Source organism: Pseudomonas sp. TWP3-1, from assembly GCF_049896625.1.
GTDB lineage: Bacteria > Pseudomonadota > Gammaproteobacteria > Pseudomonadales > Pseudomonadaceae > Aquipseudomonas.
The window spans coordinates 38,719-58,969 of sequence record NZ_JAFCUQ010000024.1; the positions used below are offsets into that span (position 1 = coordinate 38,719).

23 protein-coding genes are annotated in these 20,251 nt (G+C 59.5%); 13 read left to right on the plus strand and 10 right to left on the minus strand.

All coding sequences use genetic code 11. The annotated features are described in order from the left end of the window. Positions 1-41 precede the first annotated feature (41 nt). The 6 genes from ACP7BN_RS24975 (at position 42) to ACP7BN_RS25000 (ending at position 5,352) form a co-directional block, all read left to right on the plus strand. Positions 42-905, plus strand: a complete 864-nt coding sequence (locus ACP7BN_RS24975) for a YicC/YloC family endoribonuclease (RefSeq protein ID WP_426206499.1) — start codon at positions 42-44, stop codon at positions 903-905. Positions 906-917: 12 nt separating this feature from the next. Next, positions 918-1,538, plus strand: coding sequence for a guanylate kinase (gene gmk / locus ACP7BN_RS24980; RefSeq protein WP_426206500.1), 621 nt, complete (start codon positions 918-920; stop codon positions 1,536-1,538). Positions 1,539-1,706: 168 nt separating this feature from the next. Further along, positions 1,707-1,970 (plus strand): DNA-directed RNA polymerase subunit omega, encoded by a 264-nt coding sequence (gene rpoZ, locus ACP7BN_RS24985; protein WP_007894670.1) that lies wholly within the window; start codon positions 1,707-1,709, stop codon positions 1,968-1,970. 57 nt (positions 1,971-2,027) lie between these two features. Continuing rightward, a complete protein-coding gene (gene spoT, locus ACP7BN_RS24990) occupies positions 2,028-4,133 on the plus strand; it encodes a bifunctional GTP diphosphokinase/guanosine-3',5'-bis pyrophosphate 3'-pyrophosphohydrolase (protein ID WP_426206501.1) in 2,106 nt (701 codons plus the stop codon). Positions 4,134-4,157: 24 nt separating this feature from the next. Further along, entirely contained in the window at positions 4,158-4,538 is a 381-nt protein-coding gene (locus tag ACP7BN_RS24995; RefSeq protein WP_003229509.1) for a RidA family protein, read from the plus strand. Between the two features lie 73 nt (positions 4,539-4,611). Further along, positions 4,612-5,352 carry a hypothetical protein gene (locus ACP7BN_RS25000; protein ID WP_426206502.1) on the plus strand — a complete coding sequence of 247 codons (741 nt, stop codon included), beginning with the start codon at positions 4,612-4,614 and terminating at the stop codon, positions 5,350-5,352. Between the two features lie 137 nt (positions 5,353-5,489). Here ACP7BN_RS25000 and ACP7BN_RS25005 read toward each other — a convergent pair whose 3' ends face one another. Continuing rightward, positions 5,490-6,347 (minus strand): SDR family oxidoreductase, encoded by an 858-nt coding sequence (locus ACP7BN_RS25005; RefSeq protein ID WP_426206503.1) that lies wholly within the window; start codon positions 6,345-6,347, stop codon positions 5,490-5,492. 188 nt (positions 6,348-6,535) lie between these two features. On the opposite strand from ACP7BN_RS25005, the gene exbB reads away from it, so the two are divergent. From exbB to ACP7BN_RS25035, 6 genes are all read left to right on the plus strand, one after another. Beyond that, positions 6,536-7,489, plus strand: coding sequence for a tonB-system energizer ExbB (exbB, locus tag ACP7BN_RS25010; RefSeq protein ID WP_426206504.1), 954 nt, complete (start codon positions 6,536-6,538; stop codon positions 7,487-7,489). 6 nt (positions 7,490-7,495) lie between these two features. Then, entirely contained in the window at positions 7,496-7,924 is a 429-nt protein-coding gene (gene exbD, locus ACP7BN_RS25015; protein WP_420649264.1) for a TonB system transport protein ExbD, read from the plus strand. Next, positions 7,921-8,667, plus strand: coding sequence for a TonB family protein (locus tag ACP7BN_RS25020; RefSeq protein ID WP_420649265.1), 747 nt, complete (start codon positions 7,921-7,923; stop codon positions 8,665-8,667). The genes exbD and ACP7BN_RS25020 overlap by 4 nt, the downstream gene beginning before the upstream one ends. 212 nt (positions 8,668-8,879) lie before the next feature. Further along, a complete protein-coding gene (locus ACP7BN_RS25025) occupies positions 8,880-9,809 on the plus strand; it encodes a LysR substrate-binding domain-containing protein (RefSeq protein WP_426206505.1) in 930 nt (309 codons plus the stop codon). A 9-nt stretch (positions 9,810-9,818) separates the two neighbouring features. Then, positions 9,819-11,894, plus strand: a complete 2,076-nt coding sequence (gene recG, locus ACP7BN_RS25030; protein WP_426206506.1) for an ATP-dependent DNA helicase RecG — start codon at positions 9,819-9,821, stop codon at positions 11,892-11,894. 79 nt (positions 11,895-11,973) lie between these two features. Then, positions 11,974-13,374 (plus strand): aminoacyl-tRNA deacylase and HDOD domain-containing protein, encoded by a 1,401-nt coding sequence (locus tag ACP7BN_RS25035; protein WP_420649267.1) that lies wholly within the window; start codon positions 11,974-11,976, stop codon positions 13,372-13,374. A 250-nt stretch (positions 13,375-13,624) separates the two neighbouring features. Here ACP7BN_RS25035 and ACP7BN_RS25040 read toward each other — a convergent pair whose 3' ends face one another. Beyond that, on the minus strand, positions 13,625-14,008 hold the full coding sequence (locus ACP7BN_RS25040; RefSeq protein ID WP_426206507.1) for an SCP2 sterol-binding domain-containing protein: 384 nt from the start codon (positions 14,006-14,008) through the stop codon (positions 13,625-13,627). 519 nt (positions 14,009-14,527) lie between these two features. On the opposite strand from ACP7BN_RS25040, the gene ACP7BN_RS25045 reads away from it, so the two are divergent. Continuing rightward, positions 14,528-14,941: a DUF6124 family protein gene (locus ACP7BN_RS25045; protein WP_426206508.1), complete on the plus strand. Its 414-nt coding sequence runs from the start codon at positions 14,528-14,530 to the stop codon at positions 14,939-14,941. A 56-nt stretch (positions 14,942-14,997) separates the two neighbouring features. On the opposite strand, the gene ACP7BN_RS25050 is transcribed toward ACP7BN_RS25045, so the two are convergent. Genes ACP7BN_RS25050 through ACP7BN_RS25085 form a run of 8 tightly spaced genes read right to left on the minus strand, consistent with a single transcriptional unit; the run spans position 14,998 to position 20,250 of the window. Continuing rightward, on the minus strand, positions 14,998-15,429 hold the full coding sequence (locus ACP7BN_RS25050) for a hypothetical protein (protein WP_426206509.1): 432 nt from the start codon (positions 15,427-15,429) through the stop codon (positions 14,998-15,000). Continuing rightward, positions 15,426-16,418: a hypothetical protein gene (locus ACP7BN_RS25055; protein WP_426206510.1), complete on the minus strand. Its 993-nt coding sequence runs from the start codon at positions 16,416-16,418 to the stop codon at positions 15,426-15,428. Before ACP7BN_RS25055 ends, ACP7BN_RS25050 begins: the two co-directional genes overlap by 4 nt. Positions 16,419-16,476: 58 nt before the next feature. Beyond that, positions 16,477-17,190 carry a lysozyme inhibitor LprI family protein gene (locus ACP7BN_RS25060; RefSeq protein ID WP_426206531.1) on the minus strand — a complete coding sequence of 238 codons (714 nt, stop codon included), beginning with the start codon at positions 17,188-17,190 and terminating at the stop codon, positions 16,477-16,479. Between the two features lie 35 nt (positions 17,191-17,225). Beyond that, positions 17,226-18,071 carry a tetratricopeptide repeat protein gene (locus ACP7BN_RS25065; RefSeq protein WP_426206511.1) on the minus strand — a complete coding sequence of 282 codons (846 nt, stop codon included), beginning with the start codon at positions 18,069-18,071 and terminating at the stop codon, positions 17,226-17,228. Continuing rightward, positions 18,058-18,606 (minus strand): hypothetical protein, encoded by a 549-nt coding sequence (locus tag ACP7BN_RS25070; RefSeq protein ID WP_426206512.1) that lies wholly within the window; start codon positions 18,604-18,606, stop codon positions 18,058-18,060. The genes ACP7BN_RS25065 and ACP7BN_RS25070 overlap by 14 nt, the downstream gene beginning before the upstream one ends. A 19-nt stretch (positions 18,607-18,625) precedes the next feature. Further along, entirely contained in the window at positions 18,626-18,997 is a 372-nt protein-coding gene (locus ACP7BN_RS25075) for a hypothetical protein (protein ID WP_426206513.1), read from the minus strand. 10 nt (positions 18,998-19,007) lie between these two features. Next, on the minus strand, positions 19,008-19,508 hold the full coding sequence (locus tag ACP7BN_RS25080; protein WP_426206514.1) for a hypothetical protein: 501 nt from the start codon (positions 19,506-19,508) through the stop codon (positions 19,008-19,010). A gap of 37 nt (positions 19,509-19,545) precedes the next feature. Beyond that, positions 19,546-20,250 (minus strand): hypothetical protein, encoded by a 705-nt coding sequence (locus ACP7BN_RS25085; RefSeq protein WP_426206515.1) that lies wholly within the window; start codon positions 20,248-20,250, stop codon positions 19,546-19,548. Position 20,251 lies beyond the last annotated feature (1 nt).

The following is a 20,251-nucleotide window of genomic DNA, read 5'->3' on the forward strand; positions in this document are numbered from 1 at the left end:
GAACCTCGGTTCTGCGCCGATCTGCATTGCGAGGTACCACCATGGTGCACAGCATGACCGCCTTCGCCCGCGTCGAAAAAGCCGGCGTCCAGGGCACCCTGAGCTGGGAACTGCGCTCGGTCAACAGCCGCTACCTGGAACCCCATCTGCGTTTGCCGGAGTCGTTTCGCGACCTCGAAGGCGCCGTCCGTGAAGCGCTGCGCCAGGGTTTGTCGCGTGGCAAACTCGAATGCACCCTGCGCTTTACCGAAGAAAGCACCGGCAAAGCCCTGCAAGTCGATCGCGAGCGCGCCGCGCAACTGGTCGCTGCCGCCGAAACCATCGCGAGCCTGATCAAGAACCCGGCCGCGCTGAATCCGCTGGAAGTATTGGCGTGGCCCGGCGTGCTAGTGGGTGACGCAACTGATCCACAAGCGCTGAACGCTGAAGCGCTGGCGCTGTTCAATCAAGGCCTGAAAGAACTCAAGGCCGGCCGCGAGCGCGAAGGCGCGGAGCTGGCGCGCTTGATCAACGAGCGCCTGACCTCGATTGAAGAAGACGTGACGACCCTGCGTGAATTGGTGCCGCAGATGCTCGCCACCCAGCGCCAGAAGGTCCTCGACCGCTTCGCCGACATGAAGGCCGAGCTCGACCCGCAGCGCCTGGAACAGGAAATGGTCATCCTCGCGCAAAAGAGCGACGTGGCCGAAGAACTGGATCGCCTGAGCACCCACATCATCGAAGTGCGCCGGGTGCTCAAATCCGGCGGTGCGGCCGGTCGCCGGCTGGACTTCCTGATGCAGGAACTCAACCGCGAAGCCAACACACTGGGCTCCAAAGCCTTCGATCCGCGCAGCACCCAGGCAGCGGTCAACCTCAAAGTGTTGATCGAGCAGATGCGCGAACAAGTGCAGAACATTGAGTAAGGCTACCCCGACATGACCCACAGCACCGGCACCCTGTACATCATTTCCGCCCCATCGGGTGCGGGCAAGAGCAGTCTGGTCAAGGCCCTGACTGACGCCATTCCGGAGATCCGCGTTTCGGTCTCGCACACCACCCGCGCCATGCGCCCTGGTGAAGTCGACGGCGTGAACTACCACTTCGTGACCCGCGAAGACTTTGTAAAGATGGGCGAGCACGGTGATTTTCTCGAGCGCGCCGAAGTGTTCGGCAACTTTTACGGCACCTCGCAAAGCCATCTGCAACAGACCCTGGACGAAGGCCACGACCTGATTCTGGAAATCGACTGGCAGGGCGCCGAGCAAGTGCGCAAGCTGATGCCGCAGGCCCGCTCGGTGTTCATTCTGCCGCCGTCGCTGCAAGCATTGCATCAGCGCCTGACCAATCGCGGCCAGGACAGTGACGAGATCATCGACGGACGGATGCGCGAAGCGGTGAACGAAATGAGCCACTACGTCGAATACGACTACCTGATCATCAACGACGATTTCGCCCATGCGCTGGACGACCTGAAGGCGATTTTCCGCGCCAATCAGCTGCAACAGAGGCGCCAACAGGTGCGTTTCGGCAAACTGTTGGCCGAATTGCTCGGTTGAAACAGCACTTCCCAAAACCGCTGCAAGGGCTTTACATTGGCACTTGCAGCGCGTTGAAGAGGTTGGTCAAAAAATCAGCGCTTCCCTAATCGCTGGTGTTTTTTTAAACTGCTCAGTCCGCTCGCCCAACCGGGCAGCGCGCATCTTGCATTCGCTCCGAGGAATACCATGGCCCGCGTAACCGTTGAAGACTGCCTGAACCACGTGGAAAACCGTTTTGAGCTGGTCATGCTGTCCACCAAACGTGCCCGTCAACTGGCCACCGGCGGCAAAGAGCCACTGGTTCAGTGGGAAAACGACAAGCCTACCGTTGTAGCGCTGCGTGAAATCGCTGAAGGCCTGATGAGCTACGAGTTCATCGCCAACGCTGAAATCGTCGAAGACGAACCGCTGTTCGCAGCGTTCGAGGACGAGTCCAACGAGGCCGTCTAAGCCTATGCCTGGTCGACGTAGCACGGCGCAGGGTCACAACGTACGGCAGGAGTCATCATGCCGAGCATAGACGCCCTCGCCGATCGCTTATCGGCCTACCTCGGCAAAGACCAGGTCAACCTGGTCCGCCGAGCGTATTTCTACGCCGAACAAGCCCACGACGGCCAACGCCGCCGCAGTGGCGAGGCGTATGTCACGCATCCTCTTGCCGTGGCAAATATTCTTGCCGACATGCACATGGACCATCAGAGCCTGATGGCTGCGATGCTGCATGACGTGATCGAAGACACCGGGATCGCCAAAGAAGCGCTGCAAGCGCAGTTCGGTGAAACCGTGGCCGAACTGGTCGACGGGGTCAGCAAACTGACCCAGATGAATTTCGAGACCAAAGCCGAAGCCCAGGCCGAAAACTTCCAGAAAATGGCCATGGCCATGGCCCGCGATATTCGCGTGATCCTGGTCAAGCTTGCCGACCGCCTGCACAACATGCGCACGCTGGAAGTGCTGTCCGGCGAAAAACGCCGACGCATCGCCAAGGAAACCCTCGAAATCTATGCCCCCATCGCCAACCGGCTGGGCATGCACGCCATTCGCATAGAGTTCGAAGACCTCGGCTTCAAGGCCATGCACCCGATGCGTTCCGCGCGGATCTACCAGGCGGTCAAACGCGCCCGGGGCAATCGCAAGGAAATCGTCAACAAGATCGAAGAGTCGCTGAGCCATTGCCTGGCGATCGACGAGATCCAGGGCGAAGTCAGTGGCCGCCAGAAACACCTCTACGGCATCTACAAGAAAATGCGCGGCAAGCGTCGGGCCTTCAACGAGATCATGGACGTATATGCGTTCCGGATCATCGTCGACAAGGTCGACACCTGCTACCGCGTGCTGGGCGCTGTTCATAATTTGTACAAACCGTTGCCGGGGCGCTTCAAGGATTACATCGCGATCCCCAAGGCTAACGGCTATCAGTCGCTGCACACCACGCTGTTCGGCATGCACGGTGTACCGATCGAGATCCAGATCCGCACCCGTGAAATGGAAGAGATGGCCAACAACGGCATCGCCGCCCATTGGCTGTACAAATCCAGCGGCGACGAGCAGCCGAAAGGCACTCACGCCCGCGCGCGCCAGTGGGTCAAAGGCGTGCTGGAAATGCAGCAACGTGCCGGCAACTCGCTGGAATTCATCGAGAGCGTGAAGATCGACCTGTTCCCGGACGAGGTCTACGTATTCACGCCCAAAGGCCGGATCATGGAGCTGCCCAAAGGCTCCACGGCGGTCGACTTTGCCTACGCGGTGCACACCGACGTCGGCAACAGCTGCATCGCCTGCCGGATCAACCGACGTCTCGCGCCGCTGTCGGAACCGCTGCAGAGCGGCTCCACGGTCGAAATCGTCAGCGCTCCCGGCGCACGGCCGAACCCGGCCTGGCTCAACTTCGTGGTCACCGGCAAGGCGCGTACGCACATTCGCCACGCGCTTAAGCTGCAACGCCGCTCCGAGTCCATCAGCCTCGGCGAACGCCTGCTGAACAAGGTGCTCAACGGTTTCGACAGCGCGCTGGAGAAGATCCCGGCCGAACGCGTCAAAGCCATGCTCGGCGAATACCGCCTCGAACTGATCGAAGACTTGCTTGAAGACATTGGTCTGGGCAACCGCATGGCCTATGTTGTGGCGCGACGCCTGCTCGGCGAAGGCGAACAGTTGCCAAGTCCGGAAGGCCCGCTGGCGATTCGCGGCACTGAAGGTCTGGTGCTCAGTTATGCCAAATGCTGCACGCCGATTCCGGGCGATCCGATTGTCGGCCACCTGTCAGCGGGCAAAGGCATGGTCGTGCACCTCGACAACTGCCGCAACATCAGCGAAATCCGGCACAACCCGGAAAAATGCATCCAGCTCTCGTGGGCCAAGGATGTCACCGGCGAATTCAACGTCGAACTGCGCGTCGAGCTGGAACACCAGCGCGGCCTGATCGCACTGCTGGCCAGCAGCGTCAACGCGGCCGACGGCAATATCGAGAAAATCAGCATGGACGAACGCGATGGTCGCATCAGCGTTGTCCAGTTGGTGGTCAGCGTCCACGACCGTGTGCACCTGGCCCGCGTGATCAAGAAACTGCGCGCACTGACCGGGGTGATCCGCATCACCCGCATGCGTGCATAAATTCAACATTACAAGGAGTCATACATGACCAAGACTGTTATCACCAGCGACAAGGCCCCGGCTGCCATCGGCACCTACTCCCAGGCAATCAAGGCTGGCAACACCGTGTACATGTCCGGCCAGATTCCTCTGGACCCGAAAACCATGGAACTGGTTGAAGGCTTCGAAGCCCAGACCGTTCAGGTCTTCGAAAACCTCAAAGCCGTGGCCGAAGCGGCCGGCGGTTCGTTCAAAGACATCGTTAAACTGAACATCTTCCTCACCGACCTGAGCCACTTCGCCAAGGTCAACGAGATCATGGGCAAGTACTTCGACCAGCCATACCCGGCTCGCGCCGCCATCGGCGTTGCTGCCCTGCCAAAGGGTTCGCAGGTTGAAATGGATGCCATTCTGGTCATCGAGTAATGCGCGCGGCGCAGCCTTCAAACGCTGCGCCGACTGCTCTGCGGTAAAGAAAAGGTTTTGAAAGGATTCCACCATGCGCAAAGCGCTTGCTCTCTCGCTGCTCGCCATTTTCCTCGGCGGCTGCGCCAGCGACCCTGCCGACCGTGACATCAGCGGCACCTGGATCAATCAGGTGGCCATCGATGCCGCATCCAAGGGCGGCCCCCTGCGCGAAGCGCTTCAGGCCTATGGCCCGAATCTGGAATGGGACGTCAACACCAAGGCCAGTCAGGCCCGCTATACCAACGGTTTTGAGAAAGTCGAAGGACGGCTGCTGGGCGAACAGTCCGGCGCCTGGAAAGTCGACTTCTATGGCAGCTCCGCCAGCGAACTGAAACGCGATGGCCGCCAGTTGCAACAGGCTGCCAGCGAAAACGAACCACAGCAGCTGTTCGACCGCGCACAGATTCCAGTACCGGAAGGCGCGCCGATTGGTGCCAGTTTCGAACGTGCGCTGTACTCGGCCTACTTGGGCGGCAGCTGGAAAATCACCAGCGGCGAGGGTGAAGGCGCCACTGTGCAATTCCAGGCCGATGGTCAGGTTACCGGCCTGCCGGGTGCTGATCGTTACGCCTTGTGCCTGGCGGGTGATTGCGCGTCGATGAGCAACGGCAACGACAACATGTGGCTGCAACTCAACGGCCAGGGCAATACCTGGATCTTTGCGCGCAAGGGCAAGGAGCTGGAGATCTTTCAGACCGTGAACACGGCACTGGCGGATGAGATGCCGGCGTTTACACCGGGTGATCGCAAGTGGTTGCTGGAAAAACAGTAACCATACCTGAGAACAACACTTAACCCTGTGGGAGCGGGCTTGCCCGCGATGAGGCCATCAGACTCAACACTTATGTTGACTGCCAGGGCGCCATCGCGGGCAAGCCCGCTCCCACAGTGGTTTGTGGTGCCTGGGAGTCAGCATTTACCTTCGAGAATTGCCGCGTAGCCTTCGCGGTAGCTTGGGTATTTCGGCACCCAGCCCAGCGCTTTCGCCCGCGCGTTGCTGCAACGCTTACTGCCGGTTCGACGCACGCTTGCGTCTTCCGACCACTCGGTGACACCCAGATACTCGCGCAACCACCCCACCACCTCGGCCAGCGGTGCCGGCGCATCATCGACGCCGATGTAGATATCTTCCAGCGTCACACCTTTGCGATCCGCTTCCAGCAGAAACGCCATCAGCCCGGCCGCGTCATCCGCATGAATGCGATTGCCGTACAGCGGCGGATCGACTGCCACGCGATAACCACGCCGCACCTGCGTCAGCAGCCATTCACGGCCAGGACCATAGATGCCCGTCAGACGCACGATGCTCGCCGGGATGCCGCTGTTCAGCGCCACTTGCTCGGCTTCCAGCATCACCTGCCCGGAATACCCGGCGGCAACAGTTGCGGATGTTTCATCGACCCACTCGCCTTCCTGCTGCCCATAAACGCTGCTGCTGGAGACGAACAACAGTCGATCCGGCACTTGCCCGTAATCGTCCAGCCAGCTCAAAACGTTCTGCAGACCCTGCACATACGCGGCGCGATAGCCGGCCTCATCGTGCTCGGTAGCCGCAGCGCAATACACCAGATAATCCACCGCACCGACCGGCCAGGTCGCTGGGCAGTCTTCATTGAACAAGTCACCGGCCACACCGATGACGCCATCCGGCAGACGTAAAATATCACGGCGCAGGCCATGAACCTCCCAGCCTTCAGCCAGCAATTGCTTGGCCAGACGGCTGCCGACATCGCCACAACCGGCGATCAAAACAGAAGGCGCGGACATCAAAAAACTCCCATCTCAAAGCGACAGACTAGCCTCGGCACAGGACGAGCGGCTAGCAATCAAGGAAAAAAAGATACTGTATTACTTTTGTTAACAAGAATTACTTGCAATAATGCACGCCACTTTTGTTCTCGGCCTCACGAGGCCTGGAAGAGCATTACCGTTTTTCTATCTCAGGTCCGGCCAGCATGACACGTAATCAAAACACCGCTTCGCCTACCACACGACCTCGCGCCTGGAGCGCTGTGGCTGCCCTGTTGCTCAGCCTGATGCTCGCGCCAGTCGCCACTTTCGCTGACGCCCAGGCACCTGCCGCTCCGCCAGCTCAGGAGCAAACCGCTCCCGCCGCTGCGCCGGCCGCCACCGATCCCGTGCAAGCCGCCGACGCCAGCGCCGCTGACGCACCTGAAGTCCTTGAAGCCGACAACTCGCTGGGCATGGCCCACGACCTGTCGCCATGGGGCATGTACCAGAACGCCGACATCATCGTGAAAATCGTGATGATCGGTCTGGCCATCGCCTCGATCATCACCTGGACCATCTGGATTGCCAAAGGCTTCGAGCTGATGGGCGCCAAGCGTCGTCTGCGTGGCGAAATCGCCGCACTGAAGAAAGCCACCACCCTTAAAGAAGCCAGCGCGACAGCTGCCAAGCCAGGCACCCTGGCCAATCTGCTGGTGCACGATGCGCTGGAAGAAATGCACCTGTCGACCAACGCCCGCGAGAAAGAAGGCATCAAGGAACGCGTCAGCTTCCGCCTCGAGCGTCTGGTTGCCGCCTGTGGCCGCAACATGAGCAGCGGCACCGGCGTGCTCGCCACCATCGGTTCGACCGCGCCATTCGTCGGCCTGTTCGGTACCGTGTGGGGCATCATGAACAGCTTCATCGGCATCGCCAAAACCCAGACCACCAATCTCGCCGTCGTGGCGCCTGGTATTGCTGAAGCGTTGCTGGCCACCGCTTTGGGTCTGGTTGCCGCGATTCCAGCGGTGGTGATCTACAACGTGTTCGCCCGCTCCATCGCCGGCTACAAGGCGCAGGTGTCCGATGCGTCGGCAGAAGTGCTGCTGCTGGTCAGCCGCGATCTCGACCACCAGCCTGAGCGCAGCAGCTCGCAGCCGCACATGGTCAAAGTGGGGTAATCGGCCATGGGCCTGCATTTGAAAGAAGGCGCAGACGACGATCTGGCCGAGAACCACGAAATCAACGTCACGCCGTTCATCGACGTGATGCTGGTGCTGTTGATCATCTTCATGGTGGCCGCGCCGTTGGCCACTGTGGACATCAAAGTCGACCTGCCAGCCTCGACCGCCAAACCGGCGCCGCGGCCAGAGAAACCGGTGTTCCTCAGCGTGAAAGCTGACCAGCGCCTGTTCCTCGGCGAAGACGAAGTGACCGCCGCGTCGCTCGGCGCCACCCTCGACGCGAAAACCAAGGGCAAGAAGGACACGACGATCTTCTTCCAGGCCGATAAAGGCGTGGATTACGGCGACCTGATGAGCGTGATGGATAGTCTGCGCGCCGCCGGTTACCTGAAGGTCGGCCTGGTCGGTCTTGAGAGCGCAGTCAAAAAATGATCACGACGCGCCATAAGCTGACGCGTTACGGCGGTAGCCTGGCCGTGGTGCTGGGCGTGCATGCGCTGGCCATCGCGCTGGCCCTGAACTGGACCGCCCGCCCGCCCATCGAATTGCCGCCGCAGGCAATGATGGTCGAGCTGGCACCGCTCCCGGCCCCGCCACCGCCGGCACCGCCGAAAGTCGTCACGCCACCGCAGCCACCGGCTCCGGTGGAAGAACTGCCGATTCCGAAACTGGCCGAAGCACCGAAAGCCGAAATCGCGGTGCAGAAACCTAAACCCAAGCCAAAGCCTAAACCGCCGAAGCCAGTCGAAAAGAAGCTGCCCGATCCACCGAAGGAAAAACCTTCCGAGGAAAAACCGGCCGACACTCAACCAACCCAGGCGCCAACCGAGAAGTCAGCACAGCCGGCGCCCGGCCCATCGCCAGCACAATTGGCGGCCAAGGCCAGTTGGCAAGGCACCCTGCTCGCGCATTTGCAGAAGTACAAGAAGTACCCGCAAAGCGCACAGGCACGGGGCAAAGAAGGTCTGAACCGACTGCGTTTCGTGGTCGATGCTGAAGGCAACGTGTTGTCGTTCGAACTGGTGGGCCGCTCTGGCAACGCCGATCTGGACCGGGCCACCCTGGAAATGATCCGCCGCGCACAGCCGCTGCCCAAGCCACCGGCCGACATGCTGACCAACGGCTCGATCGAAATTGTTGCGCCGTTTGTGTACTCCCTCGAACGCCGGCGTTAAATAGCAACATCAAAAGATCGCAGCGTGCCGCAGCTCCTACACGGACCACATTCCCCTGTAGGAGCTGCGGCACGCTGCGATCTTTTGCTTTTTGCCCTCTCCATAAGCGCAAAACCGCTATTGCCCGGTGTCGCACTCATCACTGAGTCTGATAACGTGCGTCTATCGATTGCAGCCGGTATGCTTGGCCCGCACCTTCATGGACGCTTGCTATGACCCTCACAGAATTGCGCTACATCGTTACCCTCGCCCAAGAGCAGCATTTCGGCCACGCCGCCGAGAAATGCCACGTCAGCCAGCCGACCCTGTCGGTGGGCGTGAAGAAACTTGAAGACGAACTCGGTGTGCTGATTTTCGAGCGCAGCAAGAGTGCCGTGCGCGTGACGCCGGTCGGCGAAGGCATCGTCGCTCAGGCGCAAAAAGTTCTGGAGCAGGCGCAAGGCATCCGTGAGCTGGCTCAGGCTGGCAAGAACCAGCTGACCGCCCCGCTGAAAGTCGGCGCGATCTACACCGTCGGCCCGTACCTGTTCCCGCATCTGATTCCACAACTGCACCGGGTCGCCCCGCAGATGCCGTTGTACATCGAAGAAAACTTCACCCACGTGCTGCGCGACAAACTGCGCAACGGCGAGCTCGACGCGATCATCATCGCCCTGCCGTTCAACGAAGCCGACGTACTGACCCTGCAACTCTACGACGAGCCGTTCTACGTCCTGATGCCAGCTCAGCACCCGTGGACCCAGAAAGAATCCATCGACGCCGCGCTGCTCAACGACAAGAGCCTGCTGCTGCTCGGTGAAGGTCACTGCTTCCGCGACCAAGTGTTGGAAGCCTGCCCAACCCTGACCAAAGGCAACGACGGCGCGCGCCACACCACGGTTGAATCCAGCTCGCTGGAAACTATCCGCCACATGGTCGCGTCCGGCCTCGGCATTTCGATCCTGCCGCTGTCGGCAGTCGACAGCCATCACTACGCCCCGGGCGTGATCGAAGTGCGGCCGCTGTCGGCGCCGGTGCCGTTCCGCACCGTGGCCATTGCGTGGCGCGCGAGCTTCCCACGGCCGAAAGCCATCGAGATTCTCGCCGACTCCATTCGCCTGTGCTCGGTGGCCAAGCCAGCGGCACCGGTTACAGCCGGTTAAGTCAGCGTCATGACGGAGCTGTCGCAAGTATCGGTGACGGCACTCAAGGGTGTCGGTGAAGCCATGGCCGAGAAACTGGCAAAGGTCGGTCTGGAAAACCTCCAGGACGTGCTGTTTCACCTGCCCCTGCGTTATCAGGATCGCACCCGCGTGGTGCCGATCGGCCACTTGCGACCGGGACAGGACGCCGTGGTCGAAGGCACCGTCAGCGGCGCCGACGTGGTCATGGGCCGCCGCCGCAGTCTGGTGGTGCGCATGCAGGACGGCACCGGCGGGCTGAGCCTGCGCTTCTATCATTTCAGCAACGCGCAGAAAGAAGGCCTGAAGCGCGGCACGCGGATTCGCTGCTACGGCGAAGCCCGGCCCGGTGCCTCGGGACTGGAAATCTACCACCCGGAATACCGCGCGATCACCGGCGACGAACCGCCGCCAGTGGATGAAACCCTGACCCCGGTTTACCCGCTTACCGAAGGCCTGACCCAGGCGCGCCTGCGCCAACTATGCATGCAGACCCTGACCCTGCTCGGCCCGTCCAGCCTGCCCGACTGGCTGCCGACCGAGCTGGCACGCGACTATCAACTCGCTCCGCTGGCCGATGCGATCCGCTACTTGCACAACCCGCCCGCCGATGCCGACGTCGATGAACTGGCCCTCGGTCATCACTGGGCGCAGCATCGTCTGGCTTTCGAAGAACTGCTGACACATCAACTGTCGCAGCAACGTCTGCGCGAAAGCATGCGCTCGCTGCGCGCGCCGGCCATGCCGAAAGCTACCAAGCTGCCGCCGAAATATCTGGCCAACCTCGGCTTCGCCCCGACCGGCGCGCAACAACGCGTCGGCAACGAAATCGCCTACGACCTCAGTCAGCACGAACCGATGCTGCGGCTGATTCAGGGCGACGTTGGCGCGGGTAAAACCGTGGTCGCCGCCCTCGCCGCGCTGCAGGCGTTGGAGGCCGGTTACCAAGTCGCGCTGATGGCGCCGACCGAGATTCTCGCCGAGCAGCACTTCATCACGTTCAAGCGCTGGCTCGAACCGCTGGGTATCGAAGTCGCGTGGCTGGCGGGCAAGCTCAAGGGCAAAAACCGCGTGTCCGCGCTGGAACAGATCGCCAGCGGCACACCGATGGTGGTCGGCACGCACGCGCTGTTTCAGGACGAAGTGAAGTTCAAGAATCTGGCGCTGGTGATCATCGACGAACAGCACCGCTTTGGCGTGCAGCAACGTCTGGCACTGCGGCAGAAAGGTGTTGGCGGGCGCATGTGTCCGCACCAATTGATCATGACCGCCACGCCGATTCCGCGCACGCTGGCGATGAGCGCCTACGCCGACCTCGACACCTCGATCCTCGACGAATTGCCGCCCGGTCGCACCCCGGTCAACACCGTGCTGGTCACCGACACGCGCCGCGTCGAAGTCATCGAACGCGTGCGCGGCGCCTGCGCCGAAGGCCGCCAGGCCTACTGGGTGTGCACGCTGATTGAAGAATCCGAAGAGCTGACCTGCCAGGCCGCCGAAACCACTTTCGAAGACCTCACCCTCGCCCTTGGCGAGTTGAAAGTCGGGCTGATTCACGGCCGTATGAAACCGGTGGAGAAAGCCGCCGTCATGGCCGAATTCAAGGCCGGCAACCTGCAACTGCTGGTCGCAACCACGGTAATTGAAGTCGGCGTCGACGTGCCTAACGCCAGTCTGATGATCATCGAAAACCCTGAGCGCCTCGGCTTGGCGCAACTGCACCAGTTGCGTGGTCGGGTCGGACGCGGCAGCGCGGCCAGCCATTGCGTGCTGCTCTACCATCCGCCGCTGTCACAGATCGGTCGTCAGCGCCTCGGCATCATGCGCGAGACCAACGACGGTTTCGTTATCGCCGAGAAAGACCTTGAGCTGCGCGGCCCCGGCGAAATGCTCGGCACCCGCCAGACCGGCCTGCTGCAATTCAAAGTCGCCGACCTGATGCGCGACGCCGATCTGCTGCCCGCCGTACGTGACGCCGCGCAAGCGTTGCTCGAACGTTGGCCGACGCACGTCAGTCCGCTGCTCGACCGCTGGCTGCGCCATGGGCAGCAATATGGCCAAGTGTGAGCAGCGTCGCAGTTTCTGAACCCTCGTCCCAACCAAGCTGGTTATACTCCAGCAATTGTTTCAAAAACGGATACAGACCATGACCGAAGCTGCTCTCGCCCCCGAACCCCCGCAAGCTCCGTCGGTAATTCGGCTGCTGCTGGGCAAGCTGGGCATCGCCTACGAAGAAGTGCTCGACCACCACGGCCTGAATGCCTCGCGCAAAGTCCAGGCCGTTTTGCTCGATGACGCCGTGGGCGCGCTGATGGTGCTGTTCCCGCAGAGCCAGTTGCTCGACCTCAATCGCCTCGCCGAACTGACCGGCCGCCGCCTCACCGCCGTGTCCACCGAGCGCCTGGAAAAGATGCTCGGCAAACATAGCCTGAGCCTGCTGCCGGGCCTGCCGGCGCTGACCAGTTCGCCGTGCCTCTACGAAGAAAGCCTGCTGCGTGAACCGAAGTTGCTGATCAACTCCGGCGAGCCGGGCCTGCTGCTGGAGATCACCAGCGAAGCCTTCAAGACCATGCTGACCAAGGCCAGCGCCGCCAACTTCGGCGAAAACCTGACCAGCATCCGCCCGAACCTCGACCGCCCCGATGATGACCGCGAGGAAATCACCCAGGCCGTGCAAGCGTTCACCGCGCGGCGCATCCAGCAGCGCCTGGAAGCGACCATCGAGATTCCGCCGCTGGCCGAAACTGCGCAAAAAATCATCAAACTGCGGGTTGATCCGAACGCGACCATCGACGACATCACCGGCGTGGTCGAAACCGATCCGGCACTGGCCGCACAAGTGGTGAGCTGGGCGGCATCGCCGTACTACGCCTCGCCGGGCAAGATTCGTTCGGTGGAAGACGCCATCGTCCGCGTGCTGGGTTTCGATCTGGTGATCAACCTGGCGCTGGGCTTGGCCCTCGGCAAGACTCTCAGCCTGCCGAAAGACCACCCGCAACACACCACGCCGTACTGGCAGCAATCGATCTACACCGCCGCCGTCATCGAAGGCCTGACCCGCGCCATGCCGCGCGCCCAGCGCCCGGAAGCCGGGCTGACCTACCTCGCCGGTCTGCTGCACAACTTCGGCTACCTGCTGCTGGCCCACGTGTTCCCGCCGCACTTCTCGCTGATCTGCCGCCACCTCGAGGTCAACCCGCACCTGTGCCACAGCTACGTCGAGCAACATCTGCTGGGCATCAGCCGCGAACAGATCGGCTCGTGGCTGATGCGCTACTGGGACATGCCGGATGAACTGGCCACCGCCCTGCGCTTCCAGCACGACCCAAGCTACGACGGCGCCTACGCCGAATACCCGAACCTCGTGTGCCTGGCGGTACGCCTGCTACGCGCTCGCGGAGTCGGCTCAGGCCCCGACGAAGACATCCCCGACGCCCTGCTCGAACGCGTCGGCCTGACCCGCGACAAAGCCAACGACGTCGTCAGCAAAGTCCTCGAAGCTGAAGTCCTGCTGCGCGAACTGGCCTCGCAATTCAGCCAGGCCTAAACGCATCACGGGCAAGCCGCCCCCGCAAGATCCACGCGATCCCTGTGGGAGCGGGCTTGCCCGCGATGAATTCAACTCGATCTACCTGAAGCACCACAACTCCCTGTGGCGAGGGAGCTTGCTCCCGCTCGACTGCGCAGCAGTCGCAAACCCAGCCACAGAGTCTGGGGCCGCTTCGCAGCCCAGCGGGACGGTGCGACGATTCGACAAGCTCCCTCGCCACAAAAGTCCGCCCAGCCGAAATACGATATTAAGCCTTCGGCTTGGCCTTCCTCGGCTTCAAATACTTCATCAACCCCTGGAACCACATCACCAGCGCCGGGTTGCCCTTGATCTGAATCGTCTTGTCCTGAATCCCCTGCATGAACGCCAACTGCTTGTTCTTCGCCTGCATCGTGGCAAACCCGAACGCCGCGTCCTTGAAGGCAATCGCAAACGCCGGTTCCGCCACCACTCCGGACTTGCTGGTGATGCGCTGATCCTTCACCACAAAATGCCGCGCCACCTTGCCGTCCAGAGTCTGCATCTGAAACACCAGATCTTTGTCACCCAACTGCTGCTGAAACGCAGGATTTGTCCGACTGGCCTTACCCATCAACAGACCCAGCATCCACAGAAGAAAACGAAATTTCATGCGCACAGCCTCAAAAGGAAAATGAACGGCCGGCGCAGTGTAACGGCTTCGCGCCAATTCGCCACTATCTGCCACTGATAGAAGACGTTGCCGCGCTTTTCCCGCCTGATGACTACCAAGTCACTCTTTCACGCCCAACTTCCTACACCTGCCGAAACACATTCCTGTAGGAGCTGCCGAAGGCTGCGATCTTTTGATCTTGTAACCCGCAAACCTGTCGGAAACGTCCTTCAAACTCTGGCGCTGTCCATGAACTAGGCGGGATGGGGGTTCGTCGATAACCTTCGTTCGTCACCAGAAAACAGGTGATCCGGACGTGCAAGTTCGGTGGAGTACACACTGGGTTATGGCAATTCATCGAGCGTTTTCCTATGCTCGCGGATCGTTATGGCTGCTGTGTATGGGAGGCCTTTGGGTCTGCCGGGTAACTCCACCGGTCTTGCACACCTATGCACAGCTGCCACCACTTTCGAAGTGCGAGCGAACGGTGTCGGCTCCTAAAATTTGGAGTAAGCCTAAATGTTCAATCCAACACCAAATCCCCCTGAGCTTTCAGAAATCCCAGAAAACCCTGATACCTCACCGTACGAATCCCCCGACTCGAAGAAATTCCACGAAGCCGCCGAGCGCGCCCTCGACCACCATTTCGGCCCGGCTCCCGCGCCTGCATCCGCCCCACCGTCCGATCCGCCGCCGAAACGCCGAGGCGGTCTCTTCACCCTCTCCAGCGACATCGACGCCGAAGCCCTGATGGCCAACGCCTCGGAAGACCTGCTATCCATCAGCGCCATCGCCGCCGACCTGGCCGATGACCTCGACGGCACACGCCGCTCGGTAGCACTGGCCCTGAGCAGAATGGCGGATGGCGTGCAGTTGATGGTTGAAGGTGTGCTCGATCACATTGAGTTGAAGGAGTACGGGGTTAAGCCGTAGCAAATTGCGGACAGAAAAAAGGGGACAATTACGTCCCCTCTTTCAGTAACTACCACTCACCACTGGCATTCCGTTTTCAGTGACGGCTCCATATTGAAAGCGTGGTCAAACGAGTACTTTTTTCCAGACTTGTAGTTCGTGTAGGTCATCGCATCGACCCGGCCGCCCTGAGTGACCATTTGATACTCACCTGTCAGCGCACCGTCTGCCAGTTCGACCCACGTCGTCGTGTACTGATATGGACGCCCATACAACAATTCTTCTTGTTCTGTATTGCGATGAACGAGGCTAATCGCCTTCTTCGACGTGCTGTACCTGACACCCGCTCCGCTCCATTTCAAAACAGAGTCGTAGTAGGTTCTGAACTCGAAATTGATGCTCTTGCCCTCTTGCGAGCGGAAGCAATAGAGCTTCGTTTCGACCTCACTGTGGGCCATCAGCGGACAGAGAAGTAAAAATGCTGGAAGAAACATAGACAGAGGTTTCAAAGGGAAAAATCCGTTACTTCACTGAGTATCCAACACTGGCCTCGTACAAACCGGTACTCAATCACATAGTCGGTATCCGGCTTCTGCAAAATCGCCGTGGCCTTGTTGCCCCGCTCTTCCTTGACCTTCAACGTCAGGCCTTGGACTTCGCGCTTCGCCAGATCAGGGATGATTGGAAATTTGAGCTGATCACCACTGAGGCTGTTTTTTTGCATCTCCAGTTCGGGATCGCCGGCTACGGTCGTGACCATTTGCAGCGGCTGCTGGATGAATGTTTTTTGCACATCGGGGTGCTCGGAAAAAGCTCCGAGGAACGCTGAAAACTCGGGCGAAGGACAAGCAATAGTGGTCGCCTCGCCGTCGGTTTTGGGCGATCTCTGGCGGAGGTCTTGTTGAAGCTTTGAATCGGCAATGATCTTACCATCGAGGTCCGCCAGACGCTTTTTGATACTCGCCGCATCCTTATAGCCACACGCGACATCTACGCCGTTTTCAAGGTCTCGGCCGTCGCGGCAGTTCTGCAATTCGGGGTCTGGCGGATCTCCGCGAAAGAATCGCAAAGACAACTGCTCGCCCTGATTGATGAGCGGCAGCTCCAGCGTCCAATAGGTGTAGCCTTCAAAGCCAGCGTTCGACTCTTTTAGCTTCGTCAGCACATAAAGGGACTTCCCCGCTCGCTCGGGAAACTTGCGCTCAAAGAAGAACACCGACGCGATTTCTTCTCCAATCAGCGGCGCTACAAACGTGAGTTCTGGTTTCGTAGCACTCATTGTTGAATAGAAAACTTCACCGCCGGGAACGTACGCACCCGTCGTCTGACCTTTGAGCGTGTTCTTCAAGAACAACACGGTGATCTTCTGCTCGCCCACCGATGCCACCACCGGCGGATGCATTTGCTTGATGGTTTGCAGGTCATCAGCTACCGCCGGTTGCACTGTAAAGCCGATAATAGATACGAGTAAGCACACACGACTTGAAAACCTGGTCATTTCATTACTTCCTTGTTGATCGACCAATTGGTCAATCGTCAAAACTTGCGCGAGGGTCTTACGGTGCGGCGCATTTCAGCTCTTTGATTTGCTCGTTCTGAATCGGAATCACACAGGCGAGGCGCTTTTCACCGGTAGGATGAAGCTCTGTCAGGCTAAGTGTCACGTGCAAACCGTCGTCCGCAAATACGTGATCTTCAAACCCGGCATAGCTATAACCCGACCTGAACGACTTACCGTCAAAACTGCAAAAGCGCTTGGACGACAACACCCTCCAATTACCGTCTGGCGCAAGGATTTGCACATTGAGGCACGGACTACCAAACGTGGTGACATAACGAGCAACAACATCACCAAAGCGTTGAGAAGCAGAGTTGGAAACCTTGGCGACATCGACCACTTCACTCGGATCATCCGGTGCGAGAGCGTCCAGATAAGCGGCTCGCTCCAGACTCATTCTGGCGATGCAGTTATTGGTCAGCGTGGTATATGCCTTAGATCCGGTTTCAGTCTCCGTGGCTTCGAGAGGGCATGTGGTGTCGCGTAACTTGATCCACGCGCGTTGCGAGTCTCTGGCCATGGACATGTAGGCCTTCGCTTGTTCAGGCTGACGCTTCCATTGAGACTCGAATCGAGTCATCAATAGTTTGTAGCTTGCATTGAGTTTTGCATCGGCACTCTTGCGGTCGGCTTCCACGCATTGGTCGTATTGCCAGCTCACTGTGATGACTTTGCAGTTGTCCTCAGCGTGCGCGATTGACGCGCACAGCATCCCAAGGGGCAACGCGATAAAGCGGACAATCCTGTTCAATTTTTCATTCCCTGATGTGCAGTTCGCTCAGCGACGCGTTGCGGAATTTTCTGTGCCTTGCCGGCCGCAGCCATTGCTTCGCCGTACTCGCGGTAATAACGCTGCGCTTCATCTTTCTTGTTCAATTGCCACAATGAATCCGCCATGTTCAGCATCAACACTGTGCGTTTACCGACTGCCTCAACGCCGCGATAAAACTTCAGCGCAAGCTCATCTCTACCGCCCTCGGCCAGGTAGAAACCCAAGTCGTTGTAGGCCTGAACATTTTGCGCCGGGGGGTGGCATGCCATGTAGGATTCGGGACTCAAGAAGTCCAGGCTCCCTTCGATGGACTGCGCGCGGGACTGCGCCGGTTCGATATTTGAGACCTGTTTCAACAAGTCCTTGGGGGACACCGTCTCCAAGGTGGGAGAGAGCACATCACCGTCTGCGGAAACCCACTGATTACTCACCCACTTACCGACACAAAAATAAGCAGAACGCTCAGCCAGCACACAACCCGTCTCCATCGAAATCACATCGCAATGCTGTTGTGATTGCAGCGTCTCTTTACCGTCTTCCTCCGACAACATGCCGAAGATCACCGGGTCGAGCAGCAAGGTTTTCTTGTCAGGACTGAGCATATTGGAGTGCCCATCGGCGCCAACGTCAGCACTGAAGAGCGGGAAGGTTTTGCCGTTTGCGGTGAACCATGCGGTCGCCGACTCCACACCGGGCATCGTCCATTCTGTCGCCCGAAACGTCACCGTATATCCGTCAATACCGACTATTGGCGGGTCTTCGGCGAACGCACTTGCGGCAAATAAACTGCCGAACATCAGCACCCATTTAAGGCTGGCCATAAACGATCCTTTTTACTGCCGGGCTTTCCGATTGCAGTTGTTTCTCCGTGACGCCATAAGCCTCGATAAGCTCTTCCCAAGAACCTTTCGAACCAAATGAGCGCTGGTTATTATCGAAGCTGTATTGCTCCAATCGGCCCGCCGTCGAGTAATACCCGCGCCATTCAGGACAGGCACCACAACCGCCATAACCGCCAATGGAAACCAGGCTGCCTTTGGTGCCTTGCACACAACCCATCGCCACTACCACGTTACTCAGCATCTTTGCCTTCTTACCGTCGGACGTGAGCTGTGAAACCTTGTCGATGTCACGCCGCAGCACTTTGCCGCCGATGTTGATGGTCTGATCGGAACAAACCGCGATGAGGTGGGTTTCTGCGTCATCCACCGTCACCGACCGGCACGACGACTCCAACACCACTTCAACACCGGCGCAGTGCATCACATCGCGCTGAGTGTAAGCATCCGCCGGCGCAGCGAACGCCGGCGACGAGAGCAGCCATGCCAGGCTGCCAGCGAAAAAATACTGATTCATCGTGAAATCCCTGTCGCGGTTAACCGGCCTGTTTTTCCATCAAACACTTCGTGTAGCCATCGGCGAACCTGGCGTCGAAGGACAACACCACCGGTTCATCCAGCTCCGCCGAGGTGTTGAGCAATACGCGCGTCGCCGGGGTGTACTTGATCCAGCCAATGATGCCGGTGCCGTCGGTGTCGAAGAACAGCTGGGCGCGCACCATTTCTCCGTCATCCTCATCAATCAGCAGATTCACCTTGTCCTTGCCGACATACAGAAACGGAAAATCGCTGCTCCTGACCAGTTCAGTCAGGTAGCCGTAGCAACTCCCTTCATTGGCACTCGCCGGCAGGGCCAAAGGCAAAAGCAGCAGCGCGCTCAGAACGTGCCGAAGGAAAAAACCGTTCATCCAATCATCCTTATTCAAGCGGCGGCGATTCCGCGTCGGTCATTGTCAGCAGTCGAAATTCGTTGCTCACAAATTCGTAGTAGCGATACCGGTTGACGCTTTCCAGCGAATTACCCTGAGCGTCTTCTTCGCCGTCGAGGGTGATACCGGTGATGAAGATCAAGCGGCTGTCGGGCTGGTAGAGCATGGCGAACGTGCTGCCGTCGTAGGCATTCGGCAGCCCGCCGACCACTTCTCCGGTGCGCGCATCAAGCACTTCGGCGCAGATGGCGCCACCGCCGCAACCGAGCTGGTGCACGATGTAATGGCCGGCGAAGTTAACCTTGCCTTTCAGGGCCTTCGCTCGCGCACTGTCCATCACTTGGCTGCTGTTTTCCTGCGGCACCAGTGCAGGGTGAGTGCCGGTGAAGATCGGGGTGACGGTGTAATCCTTGAAAGCAGGGTCGGTGGCGAAGGCCATGGATGAGACCGCCAGCAGCAAGCTGCCGAGTAGAACCAAAAATCCTTTCACGCTGTAACTCCATCTGTGCGACGTATCGTCGGGATGTTCATTCGAATGCGATGCTGCGCACTGCTTTTTTGATCTGTTCGAACCCCGCGTCGCTGATCGCCAACGGGGTGGCCGAGCCTGATTCGGCGGCGCCGATCAGCACGTCTTTGCCGCGCAGCAGGCAAAAAGCGACGCGGGTGATGTGCCGTTTTGACTTGTCGTGGAAGCCGAAGATGAACCCCGACGACTTGTCTCCGCCCCACTGCTCGAAGGTGTAGGTATTCGCACGACCCGCCAGCTCATTAGGTTTCCAGCCTTGATCGGTAAGCGTCGCCGGACACCTGCGGTCGTTGTCATCCCGCAGGACCTGCACCGCAAACGCATCGTCTTCGGGGGGTTTCCAGTCGGTGAGAAGGGAAAAGTACTCAGTGTTTTCACACATCAAACCAAACCACGGCTGAGTCAGGTCGCCGCGTTTCTCGAAATGCCAGTCGGTGCCACTCGACGTTTGCGCTTGCCACAAACGAGGGGCGCTGGACGGTTTGGGTAGCTGCTTGGCCGCGATAAACACTGGATAGAAATCGTCGAACTTCCACCATTGATCCTGCAACAGCGGCATGGAGAACCGGCACGAATCCATATCGACAACTGTCTCGGTCGGCCCATGAGCAATGGTCGACTGGCCGGGGGCATTGCCGACCAGCACGGTACTCTCGGCAACGACATAGTCCGTTTGTGCAAGCGCGAACAAAGCGAAGAGCAAG

Excerpts from the sequence above, each read along its gene's own strand:
- ACP7BN_RS25045 (WP_426206508.1), top strand. The coding sequence starts at position 14,528 with ATGTTCAATCCAACACCAAATCCCCCTGAGCTTTCAGAAATCCCAGAA.
- exbD (WP_420649264.1), top strand. The coding sequence starts at position 7,496 with ATGGGCCTGCATTTGAAAGAAGGCGCAGACGACGATCTGGCCGAGAAC.
- ACP7BN_RS25040 (WP_426206507.1), bottom strand. The coding sequence starts at position 14,008 with ATGAAATTTCGTTTTCTTCTGTGGATGCTGGGTCTGTTGATGGGTAAG.
- ACP7BN_RS25075 (WP_426206513.1), bottom strand. The coding sequence starts at position 18,997 with ATGAACGGTTTTTTCCTTCGGCACGTTCTGAGCGCGCTGCTGCTTTTG.
- ACP7BN_RS25000 (WP_426206502.1), top strand. The coding sequence starts at position 4,612 with ATGCGCAAAGCGCTTGCTCTCTCGCTGCTCGCCATTTTCCTCGGCGGC.
- gmk (WP_426206500.1), top strand. The coding sequence starts at position 918 with ATGACCCACAGCACCGGCACCCTGTACATCATTTCCGCCCCATCGGGT.
- ACP7BN_RS24995 (WP_003229509.1), top strand. The coding sequence starts at position 4,158 with ATGACCAAGACTGTTATCACCAGCGACAAGGCCCCGGCTGCCATCGGC.
- exbB (WP_426206504.1), top strand. The coding sequence starts at position 6,536 with ATGACACGTAATCAAAACACCGCTTCGCCTACCACACGACCTCGCGCC.
- ACP7BN_RS25005 (WP_426206503.1), bottom strand. The coding sequence starts at position 6,347 with ATGTCCGCGCCTTCTGTTTTGATCGCCGGTTGTGGCGATGTCGGCAGC.
- recG (WP_426206506.1), top strand. The coding sequence starts at position 9,819 with ATGACGGAGCTGTCGCAAGTATCGGTGACGGCACTCAAGGGTGTCGGT.
- ACP7BN_RS25035 (WP_420649267.1), top strand. The coding sequence starts at position 11,974 with ATGACCGAAGCTGCTCTCGCCCCCGAACCCCCGCAAGCTCCGTCGGTA.
- ACP7BN_RS25060 (WP_426206531.1), bottom strand. The coding sequence starts at position 17,190 with ATGCTGTGCGCGTCAATCGCGCACGCTGAGGACAACTGCAAAGTCATC.
- ACP7BN_RS24975 (WP_426206499.1), top strand. The coding sequence starts at position 42 with ATGGTGCACAGCATGACCGCCTTCGCCCGCGTCGAAAAAGCCGGCGTC.
- ACP7BN_RS25070 (WP_426206512.1), bottom strand. The coding sequence starts at position 18,606 with ATGAATCAGTATTTTTTCGCTGGCAGCCTGGCATGGCTGCTCTCGTCG.
- rpoZ (WP_007894670.1), top strand. The coding sequence starts at position 1,707 with ATGGCCCGCGTAACCGTTGAAGACTGCCTGAACCACGTGGAAAACCGT.
- ACP7BN_RS25025 (WP_426206505.1), top strand. The coding sequence starts at position 8,880 with ATGACCCTCACAGAATTGCGCTACATCGTTACCCTCGCCCAAGAGCAG.
- ACP7BN_RS25020 (WP_420649265.1), top strand. The coding sequence starts at position 7,921 with ATGATCACGACGCGCCATAAGCTGACGCGTTACGGCGGTAGCCTGGCC.
- spoT (WP_426206501.1), top strand. The coding sequence starts at position 2,028 with ATGCCGAGCATAGACGCCCTCGCCGATCGCTTATCGGCCTACCTCGGC.
- ACP7BN_RS25065 (WP_426206511.1), bottom strand. The coding sequence starts at position 18,071 with ATGGCCAGCCTTAAATGGGTGCTGATGTTCGGCAGTTTATTTGCCGCA.
- ACP7BN_RS25055 (WP_426206510.1), bottom strand. The coding sequence starts at position 16,418 with ATGACCAGGTTTTCAAGTCGTGTGTGCTTACTCGTATCTATTATCGGC.